The sequence below is a fragment of the Microbacterium croceum genome (assembly GCF_023091245.1).
Lineage (GTDB): Bacteria > Actinomycetota > Actinomycetes > Actinomycetales > Microbacteriaceae > Microbacterium > Microbacterium croceum.
Map to the genome: position 1 here is coordinate 1594631 of NZ_JAHWXN010000001.1, position 22240 is coordinate 1616870.

The 22240-nt window shown below is 70.8% G+C and carries 19 protein-coding genes; 8 read left to right on the plus strand and 11 right to left on the minus strand.

The genetic code is table 11. The annotated features are described in order from the left end of the window. Positions 1-64 precede the first annotated feature (64 nt). Genes KZC51_RS07570 through purH form a run of 3 tightly spaced genes read left to right on the plus strand, consistent with a single transcriptional unit; the run spans position 65 to position 3759 of the window. Positions 65-1453, plus strand: a complete 1389-nt coding sequence (locus tag KZC51_RS07570; RefSeq protein WP_247629386.1) for a cell division protein PerM — start codon at positions 65-67, stop codon at positions 1451-1453. A 60-nt stretch (positions 1454-1513) separates the two neighbouring features. Continuing rightward, entirely contained in the window at positions 1514-2101 is a 588-nt protein-coding gene (gene purN / locus KZC51_RS07575; protein ID WP_247629387.1) for a phosphoribosylglycinamide formyltransferase, read from the plus strand. Positions 2102-2151: 50 nt separating this feature from the next. Next, the gene (purH, locus tag KZC51_RS07580) at positions 2152-3759 is read left to right on the plus strand and encodes a bifunctional phosphoribosylaminoimidazolecarboxamide formyltransferase/IMP cyclohydrolase (RefSeq protein ID WP_247629388.1); all 1608 of its coding nucleotides are present in this window, start codon (positions 2152-2154) and stop codon (positions 3757-3759) included. 138 nt (positions 3760-3897) lie between these two features. On the opposite strand, the gene KZC51_RS07585 is transcribed toward purH, so the two are convergent. From KZC51_RS07585 to KZC51_RS07630, 10 genes are read right to left on the minus strand one after another with little or no spacing between them, the layout of a single operon-like run. Beyond that, positions 3898-4446 (minus strand): hypothetical protein, encoded by a 549-nt coding sequence (locus KZC51_RS07585; RefSeq protein WP_247629389.1) that lies wholly within the window; start codon positions 4444-4446, stop codon positions 3898-3900. After that, the gene (locus KZC51_RS07590; protein ID WP_247629390.1) at positions 4443-5543 is read right to left on the minus strand and encodes a C45 family autoproteolytic acyltransferase/hydrolase; all 1101 of its coding nucleotides are present in this window, start codon (positions 5541-5543) and stop codon (positions 4443-4445) included. The genes KZC51_RS07585 and KZC51_RS07590 overlap by 4 nt, the downstream gene beginning before the upstream one ends. Continuing rightward, on the minus strand, positions 5540-6217 hold the full coding sequence (locus KZC51_RS07595) for an FMN-binding negative transcriptional regulator (RefSeq protein WP_247629391.1): 678 nt from the start codon (positions 6215-6217) through the stop codon (positions 5540-5542). The genes KZC51_RS07590 and KZC51_RS07595 overlap by 4 nt, the downstream gene beginning before the upstream one ends. Then, complete coding sequence (locus KZC51_RS07600) at positions 6187-7206, minus strand: P1 family peptidase (RefSeq protein ID WP_247629392.1); 1020 nt, start codon at positions 7204-7206, stop codon at positions 6187-6189. The genes KZC51_RS07595 and KZC51_RS07600 overlap by 31 nt, the downstream gene beginning before the upstream one ends. Next, positions 7203-7988: an ATP-binding cassette domain-containing protein gene (locus KZC51_RS07605; protein WP_247629393.1), complete on the minus strand. Its 786-nt coding sequence runs from the start codon at positions 7986-7988 to the stop codon at positions 7203-7205. The genes KZC51_RS07600 and KZC51_RS07605 overlap by 4 nt, the downstream gene beginning before the upstream one ends. After that, positions 7985-8980: an ABC transporter ATP-binding protein gene (locus KZC51_RS07610; protein ID WP_247629394.1), complete on the minus strand. Its 996-nt coding sequence runs from the start codon at positions 8978-8980 to the stop codon at positions 7985-7987. The genes KZC51_RS07605 and KZC51_RS07610 overlap by 4 nt, the downstream gene beginning before the upstream one ends. Next, positions 8977-9861, minus strand: coding sequence for an ABC transporter permease (locus KZC51_RS07615; RefSeq protein WP_247629395.1), 885 nt, complete (start codon positions 9859-9861; stop codon positions 8977-8979). Before KZC51_RS07615 ends, KZC51_RS07610 begins: the two co-directional genes overlap by 4 nt. Then, positions 9858-10823, minus strand: a complete 966-nt coding sequence (locus tag KZC51_RS07620; RefSeq protein WP_247629396.1) for an ABC transporter permease — start codon at positions 10821-10823, stop codon at positions 9858-9860. Before KZC51_RS07620 ends, KZC51_RS07615 begins: the two co-directional genes overlap by 4 nt. A 1-nt stretch (position 10824) precedes the next feature. Beyond that, positions 10825-12435, minus strand: a complete 1611-nt coding sequence (locus KZC51_RS07625; RefSeq protein ID WP_247629397.1) for an ABC transporter substrate-binding protein — start codon at positions 12433-12435, stop codon at positions 10825-10827. 37 nt (positions 12436-12472) lie between these two features. Further along, positions 12473-14500, minus strand: a complete 2028-nt coding sequence (locus KZC51_RS07630) for a primary-amine oxidase (protein ID WP_247629398.1) — start codon at positions 14498-14500, stop codon at positions 12473-12475. A gap of 141 nt (positions 14501-14641) precedes the next feature. Here KZC51_RS07630 and KZC51_RS07635 point away from each other — a divergent pair, with 141 nt between their 5' ends. Both KZC51_RS07635 and KZC51_RS07640 read left to right on the plus strand, forming a co-directional pair. After that, positions 14642-15661 carry a LacI family DNA-binding transcriptional regulator gene (locus tag KZC51_RS07635; protein ID WP_247629399.1) on the plus strand — a complete coding sequence of 340 codons (1020 nt, stop codon included), beginning with the start codon at positions 14642-14644 and terminating at the stop codon, positions 15659-15661. Beyond that, the gene (locus KZC51_RS07640) at positions 15658-16809 is read left to right on the plus strand and encodes a CaiB/BaiF CoA transferase family protein (protein ID WP_247629400.1); all 1152 of its coding nucleotides are present in this window, start codon (positions 15658-15660) and stop codon (positions 16807-16809) included. Before KZC51_RS07635 ends, KZC51_RS07640 begins: the two co-directional genes overlap by 4 nt. On the opposite strand, the gene KZC51_RS07645 is transcribed toward KZC51_RS07640, so the two are convergent. Further along, complete coding sequence (locus KZC51_RS07645; protein WP_247629401.1) at positions 16806-18155, minus strand: PucR family transcriptional regulator; 1350 nt, start codon at positions 18153-18155, stop codon at positions 16806-16808. The two genes, KZC51_RS07640 and KZC51_RS07645, sit on opposite strands and share 4 nt — an antisense overlap. Before the next feature lie 89 nt (positions 18156-18244). Here KZC51_RS07645 and KZC51_RS07650 point away from each other — a divergent pair, with 89 nt between their 5' ends. The 3 genes from KZC51_RS07650 to KZC51_RS07660 are packed head-to-tail and all read left to right on the plus strand — an operon-like array spanning position 18245 to position 22196. Next, on the plus strand, positions 18245-19570 hold the full coding sequence (locus KZC51_RS07650; RefSeq protein ID WP_247629402.1) for an aminotransferase class III-fold pyridoxal phosphate-dependent enzyme: 1326 nt from the start codon (positions 18245-18247) through the stop codon (positions 19568-19570). Then, a complete protein-coding gene (locus KZC51_RS07655; RefSeq protein WP_247629403.1) occupies positions 19567-20751 on the plus strand; it encodes an acyl-CoA dehydrogenase family protein in 1185 nt (394 codons plus the stop codon). The genes KZC51_RS07650 and KZC51_RS07655 overlap by 4 nt, the downstream gene beginning before the upstream one ends. Further along, positions 20748-22196 carry an aldehyde dehydrogenase family protein gene (locus KZC51_RS07660; RefSeq protein ID WP_247629404.1) on the plus strand — a complete coding sequence of 483 codons (1449 nt, stop codon included), beginning with the start codon at positions 20748-20750 and terminating at the stop codon, positions 22194-22196. The genes KZC51_RS07655 and KZC51_RS07660 overlap by 4 nt, the downstream gene beginning before the upstream one ends. Positions 22197-22240: the final 44 nt, after the last annotated feature.

A 22240-nucleotide genomic window follows, 5' to 3' on the forward strand; every position in this document is an offset into this window, starting at 1 on the left:
TGTCGTCCGCACCCGCGCGCGCCCCCAGGAGCCTGCGGGGTTCTCGTCGTAGTCTCGAATCGCTATGCAACGCCTCCTCGTCGCGCTCCTCGCCGCCTTCGACGCCGTCATCGCCGCCGCGGTCGGCCTCGCCGTGCTGCTCGCGCCGCTGACCCTGCTGTGGACCCTCGCCTTCGGGGCGACCGCGGACTGGGGCGCGCTCTGGCCGCTCACCGGAACGCTCTGGGGATTCGGGCACGGCGTGCCGCTCGACGTGACCATTCCCTCGGAACTGCTGGTCGCGCTCACGATCCCCGCGGCAGCCGCGAACTTCATCGTGTCGGTGACGCCGCTGGCCTTCCTTCTGTTCACGGTGCTCTTCGCCGCGCGTTCCGGTGCACGCGCCGCCAAGGCGGGTGCCTGGCTCATCGGTGCCCTCTCGGGTGCCGCGGTGTTCGCGATCATCGCTGCCGGCGTCGCCCTCTCCTCCCGGCTGGAGGGGGCGCAGACCTCGTTGCCCCTCGCGATCATCCTGCCGAGCACCGCCTACCTGACCGGCGCGGTGTGCGGCGCGGTCAGGATCGCCTGGGAAGACGGCGACGGGGGCCCGCTCGATCGTCTGCACGACCTCGTCGACACCTGGGGTGACTGGACTCCCGTACCCGCCTCGATCGTGCGCGGTGCGGCCTTCGCGGTGATGGGGGTGACCGCCGCTGCTGCCACCGCTGTGGCGCTCATGACGCTGCTGCGCGGCGGTGAGGTGGTCGCGCTGTTCCAGGCGTCGCGAGTGGATGCGCTCGGTGCCACCGTGATGGCCCTCGGCCAGTTCGCATATCTCCCGACACTCATCGTGTGGGCCGCCTCGTGGATTGCCGGGCCCGGATTCGCGGTCGGCGTCGGCACGGCCGTCTCTCCGGCCGGTACGCAGCTCGGCGTCGTGCCCGGCATCCCGATCCTGGGGCTGCTCCCCGAGAACAGCTCGATCTGGATGCTCATCGTCGTGCTGGTCCCGATCGCCGCCGGAGCCGTCGCCGGATGGGCCGTCCGCTCGCGACTGGTCTGGGAGGGCACGCCGCTGGCCCTGCTGCCGCGCGCGGTCATCGCCGTCGGCATCGGTGCGGTCGTCGCGGGCATCGCTGCGGTCGCTGCTGCCCTCGCCCACGGTTCGATGGGGCCGGGGCGGCTGGTGGAGGTCGGGCCCGCACCCGTTCCGTTCGCACTGGCTCTCGGGGGAGAGGTGCTGCTCGGCGCCGCGATCCTGCTGCTCTCGCCGCGCCATCGCGACGAGCTGGCCGAGGAACGCACCGACCGCTGGAACGCCGAGATGGCGGGCATCCCGACGGTGGACTGGGCCACGATCGACCGGGCGCCCGAGATCGCGCAGACGGATGCTGCGCGCTCGGCCGATGACACGGCACCGCTCGACGACCTCGGCAGGTTCACGGCCCCGGACGCGACCGACCGGCGCGACTGACCGCTGCCGCAGAGCCGACGCACGGCAGGAGCGGGCCGCGCGCCCCGGTAGACTGGGCGCGTGCTCACGGTCGCCGTTCTCATCTCGGGCACCGGCTCGAATCTTCGCGCCCTCCTCGAGGCCGCTCGCCATCCCGACTTCCCCGCTCGGGTGGTCGTCGTCGGCGCCGACCGCGAGGCCGACGGTCTGGCCCATGCCGAGGAGTTCGGCATCCCCAGCTTCACCGTCCCCTGGCACGAGCACGACAGCCGTGAGGCCTGGGGCGAGGAGCTGGCCCGCCAGCTGCGGGTCTGGACGCCCGACCTGGTCGTGCTCTCCGGTCTCATGCGGCTGCTGCCGCCGGCGGTGGTGGCGGAGTTCTCACCGGCCCTGATCAACACGCATCCGGCTTTCCTCCCGGAGTTCCCCGGCGCCCACGGTGTGCGCGATGCGCTCGCGGCCGGCGTCGCGCAGACGGGGGCGAGCGTGATCGTCGTCGATGACGGCGTCGACACCGGTCCGATCCTGGCGCAGGAGCGCGTGCCGATCCTCTCCGGTGACACCGAGCACACCCTGCACGAGCGCATCAAGCCGGTCGAACGACGGCTCCTGATCGATGTGGTCCGCGGTATCGCCACCGGCGAGATCGCGCTGACCTCCTCCTCCTGATCTTCCCTCCTCCCACCGACGCACGTCCCTCACGCACGAAGGAGCCCTTCATGGCCGGCCCCCGCCACGACCCCTCGCTCTACCGCGATCGCGACACGGTGCCGATCCGTCGCGCTCTCATCTCGGTCAGTGACAAGAGCGGGCTGCTGACGCTCGCCGCCGCTCTCGCCGAGGCTGGCGCCGAGATCGTCTCCACCGGCTCCACGGCCGCCACGATCCGCGAGGCCGGATTCGAGGTCACCGACGTCGCCGCCGTGACCGGCGTGGCCGAGATGCTGGACGGACGGGTGAAGACCCTGCACCCGAAGATCCACGGCGGTCTGCTGGCCGACCTGCGTCTCGAGGACCATGAGCGCCAGCTCGACGAGCTGGACATCACCCCGTTCGACCTCGTCGTGGTCAACCTGTATCCCTTCGTCGAGACCGTCGCCTCCGGCGCGGTCGGCGACGACGTGGTCGAGCAGATCGATATCGGCGGCCCCGCGATGGTGCGCGCCGCGGCGAAGAACCACGCGAACGTCGCGATCGTCGTCTCGCCGCAGTCGTACCCCGCCGTCGTCGCGGCCATCGCAGAGGGCGGCACGTCGCTGTCGCAGCGCCGGGAACTCGCCGCCCGCGCCTTCGCGCACACCGCGGCCTATGACACGGCCGTCGCCTCCTGGTTCGCCGAGGGCACGCTGAACGCCGAGGGCGACCTGCCCGCTCACCTGACGATCCAGGCCGAGCGCCTCGCCACCCTCCGCTACGGCGAGAACTCGCACCAGCGTGGCGCGATCTACACCCGCTCCGGTGGCCACGGCATCGCCCAGGCCACGCAGCTGCAGGGCAAGGAGATGTCGTACAACAACTACGTCGACGCCGATGCCGCCCTCCGCGCCGCCTACGACATGATCAAGCCCGCTGTGGCGATCATCAAGCACGCCAACCCCTGCGGCATCGCGACCACGGCTCCGAACGCGCTCGACCCGATCGCCAGCGCGCACCTGCGCGCACACGAGTGCGACCCGGTCTCGGCGTACGGCGGAGTGATCGCGGCGAACGGCACCGTCACGCTCAAGATGGCGGAGAACCTCAAGGACATCTTCACCGAGGTCATCGTGGCCCCGTCGTTCGAGCCGGCCGCGCTCGAGGTGTTCAAGGCGAAGAAGAACCTGCGTCTGCTGCAGCTGCCGGAGGACTGGCAGCAGGAGCGCATGGACGTGCGTCTCGTCTCCGGCGGACTCCTGCTGCAGGACGCCGACCGCTTCCCCGACGACATCGTCTCGGTCGCGAAGAACTGGGAGCTCGTCTCGGGCGAGCGCCCGAGTGACGAGGAGATGGAGAACCTCATCTTCGCGTGGAAGGCGTGCCGCGCGGTGAAGTCGAACGCGATCGTGCTCGCCAAGGACAACGCCACGGTCGGTGTCGGCATGGGCCAGGTCAACCGCGTCGACTCGTGCCGCCTCGCGGTCGAGCGCGCAGGGGATCGGGCGGCCGGTTCGGTCGCGGCGTCCGACGCGTTCTTCCCGTTCGCCGACGGCGCCCAGGTGCTGATCGACGCCGGCGTCACGGCGATCGTGCAGCCGGGTGGTTCGGTGCGCGACGAGGAGGTCGTCGATGCCGCCCGCAAGGCCGGCGTCACGATGTTCTTCACCGGAGAGCGTCACTTCTTCCACTGAGTCGGTACTTCGGGGGCGGCTGCTTCCTCGCCCCACCGAGACCCCTCACCGTCATCGAAACCCCCTCGTGCAGACGTCTGCACGAGGGGGTTTCGGCGTCGACGGTGGGTCTCGGCAATCTCCGGTGCCGAGCCCCGCTCAGAGGATCACGATCGCCGACATCGCGACCGTGGACGCCGCCATGGTGGCGTGGTGCAGCCGGTGCACCCAGGAGCGTTCCGTGCGTAGCGCGATCGCACCCAGGAGGATGGCGCCCAGGCCGAATGCGCCGGCCATCAGCTGCGGCATCATCGCGCCCCCGCCGTGCACGTGCGCGTCCGGCGGGGGAACGGCGTCCGGCGCGGTCACCGCGTCCGGGGTCATCGTCGTCATGAGGAGGATCAGCGCAGCCGTGGAGACGAGCCCGAGGGCGAGGTGACCGGTCAGCGCCGCCGATTCGGCACCCGCGGGAGCCCGGCTCGCGCGTGGGGAGCGGCAGCGTGCGGCGAGAGCGAGGGCGGCGGGGAGCATCACGGCGAACCACACGATCGGTGGCAGCAGTGCGAGCGTCATCGCATCGGCCATGCCGATGACCATGAGCGCGGCGGCGGCGATCTCGGCATGACCGACACCGCGTCGCATGAGCGCGAGCGATCCCACACCGACCAGCGCCGCCGCCAGCGCGAAGACGTGCAGGAGGTCGCTCACCGTGACGACGCGGTCGGTGCGTCGTCGCGGACCGACACCCGACGCCAGGCGGCGGCGGACACATCGGCCGGCGCCGCCGCCGCGAACGCGATCGCCCCCTCTGCGACATCCAGTGCGATCGTGAGCTTCGTCTCCCAGCGCAGGTGCTCCGGCTGGTCGGCCCGCGCGCGCACCGAGATCGGCGCATCGGGGATCGCCCCGAAGGCGAGCGCTCGCTCCCGATCGTCGACGATGGCCGCGAGATCAGCCGCATCGGTCAGGCACTGGTAGCGGGGCACGCTCGTGGTCTCGTACGGCGAGTACTCGCCCGCGGCGAGCTCGGCATCGAGGAAGTGGTTCGTGTGCGCCAGGGTCTGTCCGCGCGGGGCGGGGAGCACCGCGACGCCGGCCGGGGAGACCTCCACGGCCGCCGCCGAGGGCGTCCGTCCGTCGAACGCGACGACCGTGAGCACGCTCGACGCGGCGAGGGGGACGGAGCGGGCCAGCTCGACGGCCTCGGCGAGCGTGCTCGCGCGGTCGAGGATCATCCGGGCGAGCACATGTACCGGCACCCCGGGCTGCGACCCGTCCGACCGGTGATGGAGGATGTTGAAGTGCACACCGACGCCGCGGTCGTTCACACCGATCTTGGCCGGTTGGCCGAACTCGCAGAACGTCACGACGCGCGCCCCGGAGGCCGACCGCAGTCGCCGCACCACGGTCTCGTTCGAGAGCGTCTCGTGCCAGTCCCAGGTCTGCAGCGTGCGGGGCGGCGTCGCATCGTCGGGCACGTGCACGACGGTCGAGCACTCCATCGACGGGGTCATCCGCGCGAGGATCTCGGTGCGTGCCGTGAGCAGATGCACATCGATGAGCGGCAACCCGCTCCCTTCGGCGATGCCGGCGAACTCCGCGGCGATCTCGGGGGCGGCGGACTCGGTGGCCGCGCGGCAGTCCTCCGCGACCGCCCTGGCGCTGTCGGCGCTCACGCCGGACTGCGCGAACAGCCGCAGGTACGAGTCCCGTGCACCGCGCAGCTGGGGCGACCACTGTGCGCCGAACCGGACGCCCTCGTCGTGCGGAGCATCCGCATCAGAGAACCACTCGTGCACGATCATTCCCGACCTCCGATGCGCTCGACCAGCTCAGCGACGTCGCCGTAGGGGCATCCGCGGGCGCGCGAGGCGGCGGCCACCCGCTGCCGCACCTCGTGCGGCTTGTCCTGGCTGACCTTGAACACCGCGCGCTGCTCGAGGATCTCGAACCGGAACGACACGATGCCTCCGACGATCCGCTCGAAGGTGGGCAGCGAGCTCGTCATGTCCCAGGCCGTCGGTTCGAGCGCTTCGAGCTCCTCGACCGTGCGCGTCACGACGTGCATCCCGTCGACGGCATCCTCGAGCACCGTGACCCTGGCCGTGAGATGCACGGCCGCGTAGTCCCAGGTGGGCACGTTCGGGTCGTCGGCGTACGTGGTGGGGGAGACGTAGTCATGAGGACCCGAGAACACCAGGAGCACGACGTCGCCGTCCGAGAGCTGCTGCCACTGCGGGTTCTTGCGCGCGATGTGTCCCAGGAGCTCGCCGCCGACGAAGCCGCCGTCCGGGGCCATCCGTTCGATGATGACGGGCGTGTGCGTGACGGTGGGCGCGCCCTCCGCTCCGCCGCCGTTCGAGACGACCAGGGCGAACGGATGGCGCCGCACGAGTTCGTTCACCTCGTGCTGCGAGGGGGCGAGGTACTTCTCGAATTCGTACATGGTCAGCCCGCCGCGCAGAGGATGGCGTCCCACGCGGTCTCACCGGCGAGGGTGGCCACCGCGGTGGAGTTCAGCGACAGTCGGCCGCGCGAGGTGCCGGGATCCTCGGGCAGCGCGACCTCATCGGTCGTGAGCGCGAACAGGGTGTCGCCGTCGAGCGGGGTATGGAACGGCTGGATGCCGCGGTGCATCGAGCTGTGCACCTGCAGACCGAACTGCTTCAGCTCGACATCGGACAGCTGCACGTTGGTGATCACGGCGGTGATCGTGGTGTTGCCCGACATCGAGTCGACCAGTCGCGACTCCCCGATCGCCTCTTCGTAGTCGAGCGCGGGATGCCGGCGCTCGCCGGTGGTCGCATCGAAGTTGCCGCGGATGATCCTGCCCGCGCGGTCCAGGATCACGCCGTAGGGGTTGAGCACCGTGACCACGAGCACCTTCACGTCGCCGACCTGCCGGAACGCGGCGCCCTGTCCCGTGAATTCGATGCGTGCCGGGTCCACCTTGCCGGACGACGCCGAAGCCCCGCCGCCCACGCGTCCGACCTCGATGACGCCTTCGCGCGCGGCGTGGAGTGCCGCCTTGCCGAGCGTGGTGTCGGGGAAGACCGAGTTGTCGCGCACCGAATAGTCGTAGATGATCGCCCCGGACACGAGCTGGAGCTGGTCGAACCCGGAGCGGTGCTCAGCGCGTGCGAACAGCGCCTCGGAGACCCCCGCGACGGCGGAGAGCCCGTACACGGAGCCGCCGGCGAGGCAGATCGCGTGGTTGTAGCCGTAGAGTCCGCTCGCCCCCACCGCGCCGCCGCGGCGGTCGGTGAAGGTCCTGGCCCCGGCGGGGATCGACAGCACCGTCGCCCCGGTCGGCCCCTCGGCATACTCGGCGGTGCCCAGGAGCACGCCGGGGAAGTCGTATTCGACCTGTCCGCGGTCCGTGCCGTGCACGGGGGTCAGGGCGTAGTCGCCGTTGGAGCGACGGGGACCCGCGGGGAGGACGGGGGCGAGACGGTGGATGTCGGTCACGATGAGAGCTCCTGGAACAGTTGACGCGAATAGGGATGGCTGGGCAGGTCGTAGAACACCTCGGCGGGTGCGTGCTCGACGATCTCGCCGGCGCGCATCACCGCCAGGTGATGGGAGATGTAGCGCACGGCGGCGAGATCGTGGGAGATGAACAGGGCCGCGAAGCCGTGCTCGGCCTGCAGATCCTGGATGAGGTTGAGGATCTGCGCCTGCACCGAGACGTCGAGCGCGCTGACGGCCTCGTCGAACACGATGAACGCCGGATGCGTGACGAGGGCGCGGGCGACGCTCACGCGCTGGAGCTGCCCTCCGGAGAGCTGGTGCGGGCGACGGGCGGCGAACGACGATGGCAGTCCGACCCGTTCGAGCATCGCCACCGCGCGCTCGTCTGCGGCCGAGCTGCGCCGCTCGTGCACGAGCAGCGGCTCCAACACCGACGACAGCACGGTCGAGCGGGGATCGAGCGCCCACCGGGGATGCTGCAGCACCGCCTGCATCCGGCCGGCGCGAGACCGCAGGCTGCGCGCGAGCGGAGCGCCCTGGAACCGCACGGCGCCGGAATCGGGACGCTGCAGCCCGAGCACGACGGAACCCGTCGTGGTCTTGCCCGATCCGGACTCGCCGACCAGGCCGAGGGTCTCGCCGGGGGCGACCGCGAACGACACATGCGACATGGCCCTGACCTCGCGCCGGTTCGTGCCGATGCCGGACGTGAAGGCGACGCTGACGTCGTCGAGCTCGACGGTGGGTGCCGCGGTCGACGCGGAGGGAACGGCGCTCATGCCGACACCTCCTCTCCGGGGCGCGGCCCCGCGCGGTGATCGGCCTCGACGAGCTCCACCGCACGGATGCAGAGGCTGTGGCGCGCGCCGAGGGGTTCGGGCCGCACGAGCTCGCACGTGTCGATGCGGTGGGCGCAGCGCGCGGCGAAGGCGCATCCCTGCGATTCGCCGTGCAGCACCGGCGGCGATCCCGGGATGCTCGACAGCCGCTCGCCACGCTTCGCCCGCGACGGATCGGTCGCCGCGAGTGCCCGTGCGTACGGGTGCACGGGGCTGCCGAGCACGGCGGACGCAGGGCCGCGCTCCACGACGCGCCCGGCATACATGACCGCGACCTCGTCGCACCAGCGCGCGACGGCGGGGAGGTCGTGGCTGAGCCAGAGGATCGTGGTGCCCTGTTCGCGGGCCTGCGCGAACAGCAGCCGCATGACCTCCTCGCGCACCTGGCTGTCGAGCGCCGCCGTGGGCTCGTCGGCGATGAGGAGCTTCGGGCGCCGGCACATCGCCATGGCGATCGCGACGCGCTGCGCCATGCCTCCCGAGATCTGATGCGGGAACAGCCGCACGACACGGGCGGGGTCGGTGATCAGCATCGACTCGAGCAGCTCCACCTGGCGGCGGGGCGACCCGTCGTCGCCGACGGCGCGGAGCACGAGCTTCAGCTGGGCGCCGATGCGCATCGTCGGGTCGAGCGAGCCGATCGGGTCCTGCGCGATGTAGGCGAGGGTGTCGCGGCGGTAGGCGCGGAGCGCGTCGTCGTCGAGGCCGAGCACGTCGATGCCGTCGACGTCGAGCGCGCCGCGGACGATTCGCGCCGCACGCGGCTGCAGGCGGCCGATGACCGCGGCGAGCGTGGACTTCCCGGAACCGGACTCCCCGACGATCGCGACGGAGCTGCCGTCGGCGACGTCGAGATCCACCCCGTCGAGGGCGCGGACCGTGGTGGCGCCCGTGAAATCGAGGGCCAGGTCGCTGATGTGCACGGCGGTCATCGGAGGGACCTCGTCTCTCGCGGTTCGAATCGGTCGCGGAGGCCGTCGCCGATGATGTTGATGCACAGGATCGAGATCACCAGCACGACGCCGGGGATGATCACGAGCTGCGGGGCCTGGGTCATGTAGAGCATCCCCTGCTGGATCAGGAGTCCGAGGGAGGCCTCCGGCACCTGCACTCCGAAGCCGAGGAAGCTCAGCCCGCCTTCGACCAGGATCGCGACGGAGAGCGCGTAGCTCGCCTGCACGGCGATGGTGCCCGAGATGTTCGGCAGCAGGCGGCGCGCGAAGATCACCGGGGTGCGCACGCCGCTGATGCGGGCGGAGATGATGAAGTCGCGCTCGGCCACGCCGCGGGTGGCGATGCGCACGACTCTGGTCATGAGGGGGATCGTGATCACGACGATGCTGATGATCGCCGCAGGGCGTCCCGGTCCCAGCAGTGCGGAGACGAGGATCGCCAGCACCAGAGCGGGGAACGCGTAGAGCACATCGGCGACGCGCATGACCACCTCGTTCGCCGCGCCGCCGTAATAACCGGCCAGCATGCCGAGCAGGGTGCTGACGACGGCCGAGCACACGACGGCGACGATCGAGACCACCAGGGTCGTCGCCGTCCCCTGGAACAGTCGGGGCAGCAGCGAGCGGCCGAGGTTGTCGGTGCCGATCGGCGCGAGCGCGGACGGGCCCTCCAGGCGCCCGCCGACGGTGGCGCTCGTCGATCCGGTGATGCCGGTGAGCACCGCGATCACCGTCACGATCACGATCACGCCGAGCACGATGATCGCGGTGCGCAGCACGGCGTCGCTGCGACGCCAGGCGCCGCGCGTGGCCTGGCTCGCCGCACGGACGCGGTAGGTGGCTGTGGGTGCGACGCTCATCGGCGGCTCCCTCCGGTCAGGCGCAGGCGCGGATCCAGCGCGTTGGCGAGGAGGTCGACCAGCAGGCTCGCGACGATGAAGACGATCGCGGCGAGCAGCACGGCGCTCTGCACGATCGCGTAGTCGCGGCGCCCGAGCGCCGTCTGCAGGTATGACCCCATGCCGGGGATGTCGAACACGAACTCCACGATCACGGTGCCGCCCAGCAGCACGGCGACCAGTGCGCCGACGATCGTGAGGATCGGTGCGGCGGCGTTGCGCAGCACGTGATGCCGCACGATGAACCAGGGCGTCTCGCCACGCGCCACCGCCGCCTGCACGTGCGGTTCCACGAGCACGTTCATCACCGCATCCCTCGTGTTGCGGGCGACGACGGCGATGCAGCCGACGGTCAGGACTGCGACGGGGAGCACGAGGGCGCCGAAGAACCGCCCCGGATCGACGGCGAACGGCGCGAACCGCCCGACCGAGACCCCGAGACCGAGCGTGGAGACCGTGAAGACCACGACCCCGGCGAGCAGGAACTCGGGGATGCTGATGCCGAGGGCGCTGATGATGCGTCCGACGGCTCCGGCCGAGCCCTCGGAGCGGAGCGCGGCGAGGAAGCCGAGCGGGATCCCCACGAGCAGAGTCACCACGATGGTGAGCAGGGCGATCGTCGCCGTGACGGGGAGACGGGCGGCGAACTCCTCCGACACCGACACGTTCGAGACGAACGAGTAGCCGAGGTCACCGGTGAGGACGCCGAAGAGCCAGTGGAAGTACTGGGCGACCACCGGGTCGTCGAGTCCGGACTCGGCCACCGCCTGGGCCCGCTGCGCCTCGGTGGCGAGCGGACCCAGGACGAGGTCGATGTAGTCGCCCGGCATGAGACGCACGGACGTGAAGATCAGCACCGAGACGACGAGCAGCGTCAGCAGTGCGGCGCCGATGCGCCGGAGCGACCACAGAGCGACGGCCATGTCAGCTGGCGCGGAACTGGGTGATGTACCGGAGGAAGTTGCCGTAGCCCTCGTCGCTGCTCAGCGTCGGGGACAGTGAGGCGGTGTTCCATCCGAGGGTGGAGGGGCGCAGCACCAGCGGGACCATCTCGCTCTGCTCGTCGGCGAGGGTGCACAGGTTCTCGAACACCGCGGCGCGGTCGGCGCCCGGTGCGGTCGAGTATCCGTCGGCGATGAGTCCGTCGAGCTTGTCGGAGCCCTTCATGAAGACGGCCGAGAAGCCGGCGACCTCGGGGTTCCACCACGTCGTGACCATAGCCGGGTCCGCATAGCCGGCGAACCAGCTCAGCGCCAGGTCGAAGTCGGCAGGGCTGCCGTAGACGGCTGCGGAGTAGGTGGCGTAGTCGACCTGCTGGATCTCGACGGTCACGCCGATCTCGGCGAGGTTCTGCTGCATGACCTGCGCGATCTGGGCGAGCACCGGCTCGTCGGTGTACACGACCAGGTCCAGTTCGAGACCGCCGATCTCATCGATCACGGCCTTCGCCGCCGCCACGTCGCGTGCGGCGGAGGGAAGGTCCGCGGCGACGCAGGCGTCGGGGAGTCCGGCCGGGGTGACGCCGGTCGCGGCCGTCGAGCCGCCGAACGCCAGTTCGTTGATCGCATCCCGATCGATCGCGCTGTTGATCGCGAACCGCACGTCCTGATCCTGCAGCGCCTCATCGCCGGTGAGCGAGTTGATCATCAGATAGTGGAAGTCGGTATTGCGCTGGCCGACGACCGTCACGTCCTTCGCATTCGCGAGGAGTTCGGCGGAGTCGATCGAGTTCAGCACCGCGAAGTCCGCGGAGCCGTCCCGGAGTGCAGCGGCCCTGGTGGCCTCATCACCGACGATGTCGATCGTCAGCGTCGAGAACCCGAGGGATGCGGCGTCGGGGTGGTGCTCGTTCGGCTCGAAGGTCCACTCCTCGTCCTGACGGTGCGCGGTCGCCACGAGCGGGCCGGTGCCGACCATCTCGGTCGTGATGTCGACCTCACCCGATTCGATCTCGGCCATCGGCAGCACGGCGGCCGGTGTGTTGGCGAGCGCGGCGAGGAAGGGGGCGTAGGGCTCGGAGAGCGTGACGGTGACCTCGAGGTCACCGGTCGCCTCGATCGACGTGATGGGGCCGAGCTGGCCGGTCCAGGTCGTCGGGGTGTCGAGGAGGCGCTGGAGGCTGCCGACCACGTCGGCCGCCGTCATCGCGCGTCCGTTCGAGAACACGGCGTCGTCGGCGAGCGTGAAGACGTACTCGGTGTCGCTCGGCGTCTCCCACGAGGTGGCGAGCGAAGGGGCGACGTCGAGGTTCTCGTCGATGGTGGTGAGCGTCTCGTAGGAGAGCCCCTCCAGCATCCAGGAGCGCGCGGTCGCCGCTCCCTGCGGATCCAGGCCGCTGGCCTCGGCGGTGTCGTAGTCCACCTGGACGACGAGCTCGCCGCCGCCGTCGAAGGCGTCGTCGGACACGGCGAGGAAGCCGGGTGCGACCTCGTTCTGGGTGGGTTCGGTATCGGGTGAGGCGCCGGCGGCGCATCCGGTGAGGGCGAGGACGGCGACGGCGGTGAACGCCACCCCCGCGCGAGCTGCAGAGTGCATGTCGGTGTTTCCCTTCGGGATGTCGGACGACGGCGGATCAGCCGTGGTGCGACGACGGGCGGACAGAGAGGTGATGCAGGTGGTGCTCGGTGCGTGCAGCGCCGGCGTCCTCGTGAGCACAGGCGCATGCGGTGGGGGAGGCCGGGACGTCGAGGGTCGGGTTCCGGTCGAAGAAGTCGTGGGGTTTCAGAGTGAAGCCGCAGGTGTCGACGGGCATGATCGGCCAGTCCTCCGTGCGGGGGAAGTGCGTGAGGCCGAACGTGTGCCAGAGCACCAGGTCGGCGCCGTCGAGTGAGGCGTCATCGGCCACGAAGGCGGGCAGCCCCTGCTCCGGGGCGCTCTGGTTGACCACGTCGCCCGCGGGGTAGCGCTCGTCGGGGTCGTATGCGGTGACCCAGAGGTCGGAGGTCGCGAAGCGGGCTCGGGACGCGATCACCGATTCGGGCTGCGCGAGGAGCACCGGCTTGCCCTCCGGCGTCAGCACGTAGGAGGTCGGACGGCCGAGGCGGTTCTTCGCGGTCGCACTGCTGATGCGCCACGTCCGATCGACGGTCGCGTTGGCCCGGCGCCGCCCCTCCTGCTCGCTGCGCAGACGGGTCTTCGTGAAGCCGATCGCGCTACCGTGCAGGTTGTCGTCGTCGATCGGGAGTGCCCCCACGTCCACCTCGTCGATCACCGCGGGCCCGTCGTCGACCGCCATGTCCAGGCGGGCGCAGAACAGGTGCTGGTGGTACGGGGCAGCGAGCCCTGGCGCGAGCTCGCTGGCGAACCTGCTGGTGCGCTCGTCATAGGCCGCGGTGAACACGAGCCCCGTCGCCTTCGCCTCGAACTCGATCTTGCCGTCGAGGTACAGGTACCAGTAGAACCCGTAGTCGTAGTTGCCGACCGTGACGAAGAACGAGATCACGAGACGCCGTTGGCGCCGGACGTCGCTCGTGCCGGTGAACTGCTCGGTGTGCTTCCACAGCACGCCTGCATCCTCCTCGTGGATGCAGATCGCGTTCGGGAGCACCTTGACATCGCCACGGGCATCGGCGATCGGGACGTCGAGATACGTGATGTCGCCGACGCAGTCACAGCCGAGTTCGAGGGAGTTCACGAGTCGGCCGAGCAGGTACTCGCCCGTGTCGAAGTAGTTCTGCCAGAAGCGCACGGGCCCGGGGTCGCCGTAGGGCACCAGCATCTCGGCGACGGAGGCACGGTGCACGATGGGGCGCACGCGCCCCTCGTCCTCGAAGCCGATGCCGTGCAGGATGAGCCCCTCGCGCATGTCGTAGCCGATGCGCAGCGACCACTTCTCCCAAGAGATCACGTCACCGTCGAACGAGAAGCTCGGGCCTTCGGGCTGCTGGATCACGATCGGCTTCTGCGTCGTGCGCTCGGGGCCGAACGTGCCGGGCACATGGTAGTCGCCGGTCTCCTGCGGGATCGGCATCACGCCGGTGTCGATCACGTCGACGACGGTGCGGCTCGCCAGGTCGACATAGGCGACGAGGCCGTCGATCGGGTGCGCCCACGGCATGGTCTGCGGCGTCGGCTGGTGGTGGCCGAGCACACGGGCAAGTCGGCGTCCCTGCTCGCCTTCGATCGGGTAGCGGCCCGCGGAGAGGCCGGCCAGGGCGACGGTGCTCGGGTCGTCGATGCCTCGCGCGGCCAGGGCGGTCGCCCACCGCTCGTCAGCGCCGATCAGCTCACGGATGATCCCGTGCTCCTCCTGCAGCAGCGGCACCTGTCCGTCGCGATCGGGGTCGATGTCGACGTCTCTCGCGAGCGTTCCGCTGCCGAGATCCACGGAGAGCGCCCGTGCGCGTCCGCTGTCGACGTCGAGGAGCTGCACGCGCGCCCGGCGGGGGACGCTGCGACCGGCGGCGACCTCCCGGCGATCGGGCTCGTCGAGTCCGATGTAGGCGATGCGGTGTGCATCGTCGAGGGCGCCGTTCGCCCGGAGGATCTCGGAGACGCGCTGCAGCTCGTCCGCGGAGAGCGTCGCGTACGGCGCACCGGATTCATCGCCGAGGCGGCGCGAGCGCTGGACGTGGTCGGACGTGGAACAGCTGCAGTTCATGGAGTCTCCGTCGGAAGTCGGTGCCGGAACGTCTGCGTGCCGGAACGTTCCGGCAAAAGTATGCGAAAAGCGTGTTGCAGCGCAAGACCCGATGTGTTTCGAGTGGATTACGACTGCGGCGGTGTGGCTAGACTCGGCCGCATGCAAGAGCCACGGCGCGCCCGATTGATCGATGTCGCTCGGCGCGCAGGTGTCGGCAAGACCACCGCGTCCGACGCGCTCAGCGGGGGCGGACGCGTCTCTCCCGCCACCCGGGAAGCCGTGCTGGCGGCCGCCGCAGATCTCGGGTACTCCGTGAACACGGCGGCGCGGCACCTCCGTGGCGGGGCCATCGGGACCATCGGGATCGTCCTGCCCGAGGTCGTCTCCCGCTCGTCGTACTACATGGCGTTCACGTTCGGCATCGTCACCAGCGCCGCCGCGCACGACATCGACGTCACGATCGTCAGCCCCTCGGTCTCGTCCGGCCGCTCGCGACCGATCCGCGCGGACGGACTCATCATCGGCGACCCGCTCTCCGGCGACGCGGCGCTGCCCGCGCTGATGTCGTCGGGGATCCCGATCGTCACGCAGGAGCATCTGCCGGATGACATCGCCGGCACGCCGGACGGCGTGCTCTGGTCGTCGCACGAGACGGCCATGCTGCGGCTCTTCGACGAGATCGACGTCACCGGAGCCCGCCACCCCGCCCTCCTGGTGGCGCCTGATGCCACCGACTGGTCCCGCCAGCTCGTCTCCGGCTATCGCCAGGGCTGCGCGGCGCGCGACCTCGACCCGGTGATCGCCCCGATCTCGTTCGAGGCGCCGTGGCACGAGGTGCGCGAGGCGACCGAGAAGCTGCTGCAGACGCATCCGGGGACGGACGTGATCATCTGCGGCCCTGACTCGAGCGCGATCGAGGTCGTGGCCGTGCTGGGGCGGATGGGCCGCACGGTCGGCGACGACATCACGGTGGTCTCGTGCGTCGACCATCCGTCGCTCCCGTTCCTGACACCGTCGATCACCTCGATCGATCTGCGTCCTCGCGACTCGGGCGTCGCCTGTGCGGAGCTGCTCATCGACCTGCTCGACGGACGCGTGGCATCGGGCACGGACGTGGAGTTCCCGATCGACGTGGTGGCGAGGGAGTCCACCGCGCAGCCGCTGCGGGTGCGCCGGTGAGCGCGCCGCTCGACGGCATCGTCGTCGCGGATTTCTCCCGTGTGCTCGCCGGGCCCCTCGCCACGATGACGCTCGCCGACCTCGGCGCCAGGGTGATCAAGGTCGAGCGGCCGGGAACCGGCGACGACACCCGTGCCTGGGGTCCGCCGTACGCCGCGTCCGGCATCACGACGTACTTCGAGTCCGCCAACCGGGGGAAGGAGTCGGTGACGCTGGACCTCACCGACCCTGCCGATGTGGCGCGGGCGCACGAGCTCATCGCCCGCAGCGATGTGGTGATCGAGAACTTCCGTCCCGGCTTGTTCGCCAAGCTCGGATTCGAGTGGGAGGCGCTCTCCGCCGTCCACCCAAGGCTCGTGTCCGTGTCGGTCAGCGGATTCGGCCTCGGGGCCGGCGCCGAACTGCCGGGGTACGACTTCGTGGCGCAGGCCGTGGGCGGTCTGATGCACATCACCGGTGACGCCGACGGCGATGCGATGAAGGCCGGCGTCGCGCTGGTCGACGTGCTCACCGGCAAGGACGCGGTGATCGGCATCCTCGCCGCCCTGCGGCGACGCGAGCGCACCGGGCGTGGTTCCCGGATCGAGGTCAACCTGCTGTCGAGTCTTCAGGCGGCCCTGGTGAATCAGGTGTCTGCGCATCTGGGAGCAGGCGCAGAGCCGGGGCGTCTCGGTAATCGCCACCCGTCCATCGCGCCCTACGAGTCGCTGCGCTGTGCTGATGCGCCCATCGCGGTGGCGTGCGGCAACGATGCCCAGTTCGCCCGGATGACCCGCGAGCTCGGGCGACCGGAACTCGCGGACGACGATCGCTTTCTGCGGAACCCGGATCGGGTCGCGCATCGGGATGCCCTGGTCGCCGAGCTCGAGTCCGCTCTCGCGCACGACACCGCCGCGGCCTGGGCGGACCGGCTGAACCGGATCGGAGTGGCGGCGGGTGTGGTCAACTCGATCGGCGACGGCATCGCTCTGGCCGACCGGCTCGGACTCGAGCCCGTGTGGGAGGCCGTGGGCGTCGACGGGCGCCGTTCGCGGCAGATCCGGTCGCCGCTGACCTGGACCCCGGAGATCCCGGTGTCCGCAGCCGCGCCGCCCCTGCTCGGAGAGCACGACGCCCAGGTGCGCGCCTGGCTGGACGCGGACGGCTAGAGCGGGAGGTCGCGGAGCGCGATCCAGAGCTCGGCGGCCACGTCCGGATCATCGAGCGAGACACCCAGCAGCTTCTCCGCCGCCAGGATGCGCGGACGGATGGTGTTGCGATGCACGCCCAGCTCGCGGGCGGTGCGTTCGGCCTGCTGCCGATGGCGCAGATAGGCGGCCACGGTCATACGCAGATCCGGGTCTGTCTCCGCGAGTGCGGTCACCCAGCGGCGGGCCCGCGCGTGCGGGTCGATCCGGAGGCCGTCGGCGGCGGAGGAGCGGTGCTGCGCGACGATGCGTGCGGCGGTCGCGGCGACGTCCTCCAGGGCGACCTCGCCGCTGAGGATGCCGGAGCCCGCGGTCGGCGCTGAGCCGGCGGGCCACAGCGTGACGTGCGCTCCCTCGACGTCGACGGCACGCCCGAGAGAGCCGACGGCGGGCTCCGCGCTCGCCAGCACGCGGAGCAGCATCGGCAGCTCCACGCCCGATGCGGCGGCCAGCGCCCGGGCGGCGGCGGCCTCCCCGCGGAGGGCGAGCGCGGTGATCCAGTCCTCGGGAGGCGTCGGCCCGCCCGCCTCTCGGGCGGTCAGCAGGCGCAGGAGTGCCGTGGCGGTGAGCGCGAGCTGACGGTCGGAGCCGCCGAACGGCCTCCCCGCCCCCAGGGCCAGGGCGCCGCGGGTGCGCTCGCCGTCCGTGACCGCGTGGGCGACAACGGTCGAGCCGTGCGACACGAAGGATGCCGCTTCGACTCCCGAGCGCAGCAGCGACCGCTCGACATCGGCACGCACGGAGGGCAGCATGCCCTCCAGCGAGCGCGGGTGCAGCAACGCCGGAGCGGTGGTGCGACCGAGTGGCAGCCAGGCCACCCATCCGCCGATCGCCTGCGCCATCACCCGCACCACGGCCGCAACAGGGTCGGGTCCGGCTGCGGCCTGCACGAGTCGGGTATGGGCGTGAGCGGTGCGGACCGCCTCCTCCTGCCCGCCGCGTCCGGCGACCGACCAGAACGCCCGCGAGACGTCGAGGAAGGGCGCCCCGTCCGGAACCTCGAAGATCGGGACCCCCGCAGATCGGCAGCGTTCGACCAGAGCAGGCGGTGCGTGCTCCCAGCCCTCGCCGAGTCCGATCCCGATCGCGCCGATGCTCTGCGCGGCGAGGCGGTCGACGTACGCGTCCGCCGTCGCGGCGCGCAGCGGGATGCCGGTCGTGAGCAGGAGCTCGCCGCCGTCGAGATAGCGTCCGGGATCTTCGAGCTCCGAGACATGGACGCCGGTGATGACGCGTGCGGCGTCGAAGGGGGCCAACGGGCGCAGGGAACTGCCGGCCACACTGACGAGCTCTCCGAGGGACACCATGCCCTCATTGTGCGTGATGCACAGTCGTCTCGTAAAGACTGGGCGAAGTGTGCCCATGGACGAATGCGCTTCACCCTAGCGTCGACCTCATGACCTCCGTTCCCCACCTGCTCACCGAGATCCCCGGGCCGCGATCGCGTGCGCTCCACGCGCAGCGCGGTGCCGCCGTCGCCTCCGGATTCGGCGTCACCCTGCCCGTGTTCATCGCCGGCGCCGGCGACTCGACCCTCGAAGACGTCGACGGCAATACGCTCATCGACCTCGCATCCGGCATCGCCGTCACCAGCGTCGGCGCGGCCAACCCCCGCGTGCGGCGAAACGTCACGGCACAGCTCGACCGCTTCACCCACACCTGCTTCATGGTGACCGAGTACGAGGGCTTCGTCCGCGTCGCCGAATGGCTCAACGATCATGTGCCCGGCGATTTCGAGAAGAAGACCGGCCTGTTCAGCACCGGGGCGGAGGCCGTCGAGAACGCGGTGAAGATCGCTCGCGCCCACTCCGGTCGACCGGGGATCCTGGTGATCGACGAGGCGTACCACGGCCGGTCGCTGCTGACCATGGCCATGACGGCGAAGGAGCACCCGTACAAGACCTCGTTCGGCCCGTTCCCCGGCGACGTCGTGCGCGGGCCCAACGCGAATCCCCTCCGCGGCGCCGGAGCAGACGAGGCCCTCGCCGAGATCGAGCGCCTTATCCTCGCGCACGGCGCCGAGCACTTCGCGGCCCTCGTCGTCGAACCGATCCAGGGCGAGGGCGGGTTCATCGTCCCCGCCGAGGGCTTCCTCGCAGGTCTCCGTCGCCTCGCAGACGCCTACGGCATCATCCTGGTCATCGACGAGATCCAGACCGGCCTCGGACGCACGGGACGTCTGTTCGCGAGCGAGCACGACGCGATCGCCGGCGACATCACGCTGACCGCGAAGGCGCTCGGCGGCGGGCTGCCCCTGAGCGCCGTCACCGGCCGCGCCGACATCATGGATGCCGTACACACGGGCGGCCTCGGCGGTACCTACGCGGGCAACCCGCTGGCCTGCGCGGCCGCACTGGCCGTGTTCGAGGTGCTCGAGGAACCGGACCTGCTCCCACGCGTCGCCGGCATCGAACAGCGCATCCGCCGCCACCTCGAACCGCTCCTGATCGAGCTCGACCAGGTCGCAGAGGTCCGGGGTCGCGGGGCGATGATGGCGATCGAGTTCGCCGACCCCGGAACGCTCGCTCCGCGCCCCGACCTCGCCCAGCGCATCTCGGCGGCGTGCCACGCGGCCGGCGTCATCACGCTGACCTGCGGCACCTTCGGCAACGTCATCCGCCTGCTTCCCCCGCTGGTCATCGACGACGCCGTGCTCGAGGCGGGGCTCGAGATCCTCGTCGCATCCATCCGCTCCATCGCCGCCGAGGAGGCAGCCGCATGACCACCGTTCCCGACCTTCTCGACTTCGACGAGATGCTCTCCGCCGAGGAGCGCGCGACGCGCGATCGCGTACGGGCGTTCGTCGAGGCGCGCGTGCGCCCGCACATCGCCGGCTGGTACGACGAGGCGATCTTCCCCACCGAGCTCGTGCCGGAGCTCGCCGAGCTCGGAGTGCTCGGCATGCATCTGAGCGGCTACGGCTGCGCCGGTCGCAGTGCCGTGGAATACGGCCTGGCGGCGATGGAGCTCGAGGCGGGTGACTCCGGGCTGCGCACCTTCGTGTCGGTGCAGGGGTCGCTGGCGATGAGCGCCATCCACAAGCACGGCAGCGAGGAGCAGAAGCAGGAGTGGCTCCCGCGGATGGCACGGGGCGAGGTCATCGGCTGCTTCGGGCTCACCGAGCCGAACTCCGGATCGGATCCGTCGAGCATGACGACCTTCGCGCGCCGCGACGGCGACGGATGGGTGATCAACGGGGCCAAGCGCTGGATCGGCCTCGCCTCGATCGCCCAGATCGCGATCATCTGGGCGCAGACCGACGATGGCATCCGGGGATTCATCGTCCCCACGGACTCCGAGGGGTTCGTCGCGAGGCCCATCGCCCCGAAGCTGTCGATGCGCGCATCGATCCAGTGCGACATCACGCTCACCGATGTGCGGCTACCCGCCGAGGCGCAGCTTCCCGAGGCGCGGGGACTACGTGCCCCGTTCTCCTGCCTGAACGAAGCCCGCTACGGCATCGGATGGGGCGTCATCGGCGCCGCCCGCGACAGCTATGCCACGGCGTTGTCGTACTCGCTCACCCGCATGCAGTTCAACCAGCCCATCGCCTCGTTCCAGCTCACGCAGCAGAAGCTCGTCGACATGGCCGTCGAGATCGAGAAGGCGCAACTGCTCGCGCTGCGACTCGGTCGTCTCAAGGATGCCGGCTCTCTCGCCCCGCACCAGATCTCGGTCGCGAAGCTCAGCAACACGCGAGCCGCGATCGCGATCGCCAGAGAGGCGAGGACGATCCTCGGCGGCAACGGCGTCTCGGGCGAGTATTCGCCGCTGCGCCATGCCGCGAACCTGGAATCCGTGCGCACCTACGAGGGGACGGACGAGATCCACACGCTCGTGCTCGGCGCGCACATCACCGGCATCCCGGCGTTCCGCACCACCACCAACGAGGGAGCATCATGACCGTCATCGCCCTGCGCCACTTCATCGACGGCGCCTGGATCGAGGGGACCGGCGAGGCTCTCGTCGATGTGAACCCGAGCCGTCCGAGCGACATCGTCGCGGAAGGACCGGGGGCCTCCGAGACCGACGTCGACCGGGCCTACTGCGCCGCCAGGGCAGCGTTCGAGGGCTGGCGGCGGACGCCTGCTCGGGCGCGGGCGGCGATCCTGCTGCGTGCGGCCGACATCATCGACGCGCACCGGGACGACTGGGGGCGCGAGCTGGCCCGCGAAGAAGGGAAGACGGTCGCCGAGGCGATCGCCGAGACCGGTCACTCCGCGAACATCCTCCGCTTCCATGCGCAGGAGGTCGAGCGGCAGAGCGGCGGCGTCTTCGAGTCGCCGAGCCCGGGGGAGCGGATCCTCGTGATCCGCCGCGCCGTCGGCGTGATCGGGGCGATCACCCCCTTCAACTTCCCGATCTCGATCCCGGCGTGGAAGCTCGCGCCGGCCCTGGTGTGGGGCAACACGGTGGTCTGGAAGCCGGCCACGTTCGTCCCCGTGCTCGCGATGCGCTTCGCCGAGGCGCTCGAGCAGGCGGGGCTGCCGCGCGGGGTGCTGAACCTGGTCAACGGCACCGCAGCTGTCGGCGAGGCGATCGTGGCCCATCCCGATGCGGACGCCGTGACCTTCACCGGCTCCACGAAGGTCGGACGGCTCATCGCCGCGCAGCTGGCCGCGCGCGGCATCCCGTTCCAGGGCGAGATGGGCGGCAAGAACGCCGCGCTGGTGCTCGCGGATGCCGACCTCGATGTCGCGGTGGAGCAGGTGGCGATCGGCGCGTTCCGCGCGGCAGGGCAGAAGTGCACGGCGACGTCGCGCGTGATCGTGCACGAGGCCGTGGCCGATGAGTTCCTCCGCCGCCTCGCGATCCGCACCGAGCGGATGGTCGTGGGCGATGCGCAGGACGAGGGCGTCGAGGTCGGACCCGTCGTCGACGTCGCCGCTCGCGACCGCGTCGCCGCTGCCCTGGTGCGGGCCAGGACCACGGCGACACCGGTCGTCGGGCCGGAGCCGTACTCGTCCGGCGCCCTGGCCGAGGGCTACTTCGTCCCGCCGTCCGTGTTCGAGTTGCACGAGGACGCCCCCGGCGAGCTGTGGACCGAGGAGCTCTTCGGCCCCGTCGTCGGTGTGCGCAGGGTCGCCAGCACGGAGGCGGGCATCGCACTGGTGAACGACAGTGAGTACGGGCTCTCCACCGCGGTGTTCACCACCGGCCTGGCCGAGGCGCTCAGCGCGATCGAGGACATCAGGGTCGGTGTCGTGCACATCAACTCCGCCTCGGCCGGGGCCGATCTGCACGTGCCGTTCGGCGGCAGCGGGGCGAGCGCGCTCGGCCCGAAGGAGCAGGGGGCGGCGGCCAGGGAGTTCTTCACGGAGACGGCGACGGTCTATCTGCGCGGCTGAGACATCGGGCCGGAGCACCCCCACCGTCGTGTCCGATTTCCGCC

Excerpts from the sequence above, each read along its gene's own strand:
- KZC51_RS07615 (WP_247629395.1), bottom strand. The coding sequence starts at position 9,861 with ATGAGCGTCGCACCCACAGCCACCTACCGCGTCCGTGCGGCGAGCCAG.
- KZC51_RS07630 (WP_247629398.1), bottom strand. The coding sequence starts at position 14,500 with ATGAACTGCAGCTGTTCCACGTCCGACCACGTCCAGCGCTCGCGCCGC.
- KZC51_RS07590 (WP_247629390.1), bottom strand. The coding sequence starts at position 5,543 with ATGATCGTGCACGAGTGGTTCTCTGATGCGGATGCTCCGCACGACGAG.
- KZC51_RS07645 (WP_247629401.1), bottom strand. The coding sequence starts at position 18,155 with ATGGTGTCCCTCGGAGAGCTCGTCAGTGTGGCCGGCAGTTCCCTGCGC.
- KZC51_RS07660 (WP_247629404.1), top strand. The coding sequence starts at position 20,748 with ATGACCGTCATCGCCCTGCGCCACTTCATCGACGGCGCCTGGATCGAG.
- KZC51_RS07620 (WP_247629396.1), bottom strand. The coding sequence starts at position 10,823 with ATGGCCGTCGCTCTGTGGTCGCTCCGGCGCATCGGCGCCGCACTGCTG.
- KZC51_RS07625 (WP_247629397.1), bottom strand. The coding sequence starts at position 12,435 with ATGCACTCTGCAGCTCGCGCGGGGGTGGCGTTCACCGCCGTCGCCGTC.
- KZC51_RS07650 (WP_247629402.1), top strand. The coding sequence starts at position 18,245 with ATGACCTCCGTTCCCCACCTGCTCACCGAGATCCCCGGGCCGCGATCG.
- KZC51_RS07605 (WP_247629393.1), bottom strand. The coding sequence starts at position 7,988 with ATGAGCGCCGTTCCCTCCGCGTCGACCGCGGCACCCACCGTCGAGCTC.
- KZC51_RS07635 (WP_247629399.1), top strand. The coding sequence starts at position 14,642 with ATGCAAGAGCCACGGCGCGCCCGATTGATCGATGTCGCTCGGCGCGCA.
- KZC51_RS07570 (WP_247629386.1), top strand. The coding sequence starts at position 65 with ATGCAACGCCTCCTCGTCGCGCTCCTCGCCGCCTTCGACGCCGTCATC.
- KZC51_RS07655 (WP_247629403.1), top strand. The coding sequence starts at position 19,567 with ATGACCACCGTTCCCGACCTTCTCGACTTCGACGAGATGCTCTCCGCC.
- purH (WP_247629388.1), top strand. The coding sequence starts at position 2,152 with ATGGCCGGCCCCCGCCACGACCCCTCGCTCTACCGCGATCGCGACACG.
- KZC51_RS07610 (WP_247629394.1), bottom strand. The coding sequence starts at position 8,980 with ATGACCGCCGTGCACATCAGCGACCTGGCCCTCGATTTCACGGGCGCC.